The organism is Aquipuribacter hungaricus, from assembly GCF_037860755.1.
Taxonomy (GTDB): domain Bacteria; phylum Actinomycetota; class Actinomycetes; order Actinomycetales; family JBBAYJ01; genus Aquipuribacter; species Aquipuribacter hungaricus.
This window is the reverse complement of record NZ_JBBEOI010000279.1, coordinates 1-4,303: the sequence shown is the minus strand read 5'-3', so window position 1 is coordinate 4,303 and position 4,303 is coordinate 1. Positions and strand designations below refer to the sequence as shown.

Genomic DNA, 4,303 nt, shown 5'->3' with positions numbered 1-4,303 from the left:
GGCGAAGTCGAGGCCGTCGGCGTGCTCGCCGGGCAGCGCGACGAACAGGTCGCCGGGCTGCACGGTGCGGGAGTCGACCGTGGCCACCCCGGTGAGCGGGGCGGGCGCGGTCCCGCCCGCCGCCGGCACCAGCCGGCCGCCGACGAGGTCTGCCAGGCCGGCGGCGTCGGGGGCGATCACGCCTGCTCCCCCGCGCGGTGCCGCAGCCAGGCGGCCAGGGCCTGCCGGGCGACGTCGCGGTCGTCGAAGGGGGCGACCGACCCGCCGGCGCTCTGCCCGGTCTCGTGCCCCTTGCCGGCGAGCAGGACGGTGTCCGACGGCCCGGTGCAGCGGGACAGGGCGACCCGGACGGCCTCGGCGCGGTCCCCGACCTCGACCGCCTCGACGGTGACCCCGGCGAGCACGGCCGCGCGGACCACCGCCGGGTCCTCGGTGCGGGGGTTGTCGTCGGTGACGACGACGAGGTCGGCGCCCGAGGCGGCCCGGCCCATGCCGGCCCGCTTGCCCTGGTCGCGGTCGCCACCGGCCCCGAGGACGACGACGAGCCGGCCCGGCGTGGCCCCTCGCAGCGCGGCCACGGCCCCGGCGACGGCGTCCGGGGTGTGGGCGTAGTCGACGACGACGAGCGGGCAGCCGTCCTCGCCGGGGAGCACGACGCGCTCCATCCGCCCGGGCACGCCCGGCACGGCGCCGACGGCCGCGGCGAGCTCGGTGGCGGGCACGCGCCGGCCGAGGTCGAGCGCCGCCCCGCCGGGGGCGTCCTCCAGCAGCAGGTGGACCGACGTGAGCGCGAGCGCGACGTTGACGGCGTTGAACGGCCCGGGCATGCCGGTCGTCACGGTGAGGGTGGTCCGTGCGCCGCCGTCGCCGAAGGGGCCGTCGAGCTCGACGGTCTGCGCGCCGGCAGCCGTGGTCGCGACCGCACGGACCCCGACGTCGGGGGCGGTGCCGCGCCGCCCGGCGGGGCCGGTGACGGTGCCGACCGTGAGCACGCGCATCCCGCGCTCGCGGGCCAGGGCGGCGACCTCGTGGCCCCAGGCGTCGTCCACCGCGACCACCGCGCGCGGGGCGAAGCCGCCGGTGAACAGGCGGAGCTTGGCCGAGAAGTACGCGGCGAGGGTGCCGTGGAAGTCCAGGTGGTCGCGGGACAGGTTCGTCCACACGGCCAGGGCGAACCGGGTGCCGTCGACGCGCCGCTGCGCCAGGGCGTGGCTCGACACCTCGGTGGTGGCCACCGTGCAGCCCGCGTCGACCATCTGCCGCAGCAGGGCCTGCAGGTCGGGCGCCTCGGGCGTGGTGAAGCTGCTGGCCAGCTCGGTGGCGCCGACCCGCGCCCGGATGGTGCCGATGAGCCCGGTGGTCGCGCCGAGCGAGCGGAGCAGCTCGTCGACGAGGGTGGAGACCGTGGTCTTGCCGTTGGTGCCGGTGACCCCGACCAGCGCCAGCTGCTCCGAGGGGTGGCCGTGCACGTCGGCGGCCACCGGGCCGAGGCTCGAGCGCGGGTCGTCGGTGACGAGCAGGCAGGTGCCCCGCTCCCCCGCCTCCCCGGCGACCAGGCGGGCGCCCTCGGGGTCGGTGAGGACCGCGACGGCGCCCGCGTCCAGCGCCTGTCGGGCGTGGCGCGCGCCGTGGGTGGTGCTGCCGGGCAGGGCCGCCCACAGCTGTCCCGGGCCCGCGCGGCGGGAGTCGAGGGAGACGCCGACGACGTGCTGGTCCGCGCCCGTCGGCCCGGTGGCCGGGTCCTGGTCCGGGCCCGTCCCGGGGCCCTGGGGAGCGGTCGACCGCAGCCGGAGGGAGTGGCGCTCCGCGAGCTCGCGGACCGTCGGGGGTGGCGTCGGCACGGCCCGGAGGCTACCCCTCGGGGCGGTGGCGGGGCCGTCCTGCAGCTGCTGCACGGGTCACCAGAACAGGGGGTACGGCGCGTGGACGCCGGTGGAGGCGGGGACGCCCTCGGCGGCGAGCGCGGTGCTCATGATCTTCTGGAACACCGGCGCGGCGGTGCTGCCGCCGAAGATCCCGGACTTGGGGTCCTGCACCATGACGGCGACGACGATCTCGGGCGCCTCGGCCGGCGCGTAGCCGATGAAGCTCGCGGTGTAGCCGCAGTAGCCGCCGCACTCCTCGGTGTACCGCTGGGCCGTGCCGGTCTTGCCCGCCACCCGGTAGCCGGGCACGACGGCGTTCTCGCCGGTGCCGTTCTCGCCGGTCACGGCGGACTCGAGCATGCTGCTGACGGCCGCGGCGGTCTCCGGCGACAGGACCTGCTCGGCCTCGCCGGTCGGGCGGGGCGTGAGGGTGCCGTCGCCGTCCCGGGTGCCCACGACGACGGAGGGCTCGACCCGGACCCCGCCGTTGGCGATGGTCTGGAACACCGAGGCGATCTGGACGGCGTTGACGCTGACGCCCTGGCCGAACATCACGGTGTAGCGCTGGGAGCCCGACCACGTGGCCGGGTCCGCGAGCAGGCCCGGGGACTCCCCGGGCAGGCCGAGGCCGGTGGGCTCGCCGTAGCCGAACGCGCCGAACCAGGCGTGGAGCTTCTCGTTGCTCAGCGCCTCGCCGGTGAGGATGGTCCCGACGTTGCTGGACTCGGCCATGACGCCGGCGACGGTGAGGTGCTCCACCGCGTGCGGGTGGGAGTCCTTGAACCGGGAGCCGCCGCGGACGATGGTGTCGGCGACCTCGAAGGGGGTGGTGGGCGCCACGACGCCCTCCTCGAGCGCGGCGGCGACGGTGATGACCTTGGACGTCGAGCCCGGCTCGAAGATCTCGCCGACCGCCCGGTTGCCACGGTCCTCGGCGGCGGCGGCACCGGGGTCGTTCGGGTCGAAGCCCGGCGCGTTGGCCATGACGAGCAGCTCGCCGGTGTCCACCCGCATGGCGATCGCGGTCGCGGACTCCGCACCGGAGGCCCGGACGGCCTCGGTGAGCGCGTCCTCGGCCATCCACTGCAGGTCGCGGTCGAGGCTGAGGACGACGTCGTCGCCGTCGACGGGCTCCTTCTCCTCGGTGGCGCCGCCGGGGATCGGGCGGGCCGACCGGCTCTCGCCGCTGACCTCGTAGCGCAGGTAGCCGTCCTCGCCGGACAGCTGGGTGTCCAGGCTCATCTCCAGCCCGGACAGGCCGTGGCCCTCCTCGCCGACGAAGCCCATGACGCCGCCCGCCACGGGGCCGGCGGGGTAGGTGCGCCGGCTCGCCTGCTCGCTGAAGATGCCGACGATGCGCAGCGCCGCGACCTCGCGCCACACCTCGGGCTGGATGTCCTTGACGAGGTAGGCGAAGCGCTTGTCGCCGTCGAGGCTCTCGGTGAGGGTGCGCGCGTCGACCCCCAGGACGGGGGCGAGCCTGGCCGCGGCCGCGCGGGGCCCGGCCCGGCGGGGGTCGTCGGGGTCGACGTACGTGGCCACGAGCGTCTGGTCGACCGTGACGTGGCGCAGCTCGACGGTCGAGGCGAGGACCTGGCCCTCCCGGTCGAGGACGTCGCCGCGGTGGGCGAGCAGCGGCGAGGAGCGCAGGCGCTGGTCCAGGGCCTGCTGCGCCAGGGCCGAGCCCTCGAGCGCCTGGATCTGGAAGAGCTTGCCGGCGTAGAGGCTGCACACGACGCAGACGACGACGAGGGCCAGGCGCAGCCGCACCGGGGTGCGGCCGGTGCGGGGACCCCGGCGCAGGCGTGTCGCACCGTCTCCCCTGCCGGACCCGTCACCGGGACCGCCGGTGCCCGCCCGGGGGGCGGCAGGCCGGTCCGCGGAGCGCCGCGGCGACCGGTCGGCGCCGGAGGAGGCGGGGGGGCGGGCCGTGGTCCGCGTCGTCATCCGTGTCCCTCCGTGCTGCTGCGTGCACCCGCCGTGCGGGTCCGGTCAGGAAATCTAGGGTCAGGGAGCAGGTGCCACGGGAGGCGCGCCGGTGCCGTCGGGCGCCAGGACGAGCACCTGCGGGGCGGGCACCATGCCGAGCGCGCGGGCCCTCGCGGCCAGCGACGAGGGGGCGCCCTCGAGCAGCAGCTGCTGCTCCAGAGCCTGCTGCTGGTCCACCAGCACGCCCCGCTGGGACTGCAGCTCCGCGACCGTGAACGCGTTGCCGGAGATGGCGACGTTGAGCAGCAGCAGGCCGAGCATGAGCGCGGTCAGCACGGCGGTGCAGCTGACGGCGAAGCCGACCCGGCGACCGGCGGTGCGGGGCCGTTCGAGCACCCGCATCCGGGTGCGCGGCGCGGCCGGCGAGGAGGTGGCCGGGGACCCGGCGGGCAGTGCGAGGGCGGTCGCGCCGGCAGTGGCCGCTGCCGCACCGCGGGCCAGGCCCCGGG

4 protein-coding genes are annotated in these 4,303 nt (G+C 77.0%); all 4 read right to left on the bottom strand.

Annotation, left to right across the window (positions count from 1 at the left end; all coding sequences use genetic code 11):
- Positions 1 to 180, bottom strand: a 180-nt coding sequence (locus WCS02_RS18090) for a Mur ligase domain-containing protein (RefSeq protein WP_340295683.1), incomplete at its 3' end; no start/stop codon positions are given.
- Complete coding sequence (locus tag WCS02_RS18085) at positions 177 to 1,841, bottom strand: UDP-N-acetylmuramoyl-L-alanyl-D-glutamate--2,6-diaminopimelate ligase (RefSeq protein ID WP_340295682.1); 1,665 nt, start codon at positions 1,839 to 1,841, stop codon at positions 177 to 179. The genes WCS02_RS18085 and WCS02_RS18090, both read right to left, overlap by 4 nt.
- A 57-nt stretch (positions 1,842 to 1,898) precedes the next feature.
- Positions 1,899 to 3,812, bottom strand: a complete 1,914-nt coding sequence (locus WCS02_RS18080) for a peptidoglycan D,D-transpeptidase FtsI family protein (RefSeq protein ID WP_340295681.1) — start codon at positions 3,810 to 3,812, stop codon at positions 1,899 to 1,901.
- A gap of 60 nt (positions 3,813 to 3,872) precedes the next feature.
- On the bottom strand, positions 3,873 to 4,303 hold a 431-nt coding region (gene ftsL / locus WCS02_RS18075; protein WP_479688810.1), incomplete at its 5' end, for a cell division protein FtsL.

What these genes read in the sequence shown, in the direction of transcription:
- WCS02_RS18080 (WP_340295681.1), bottom strand. Translation starts at nt 3,812, where the DNA reads ATGACGACGCGGACCACGGCCCGCCCCCCCGCCTCCTCCGGCGCCGAC.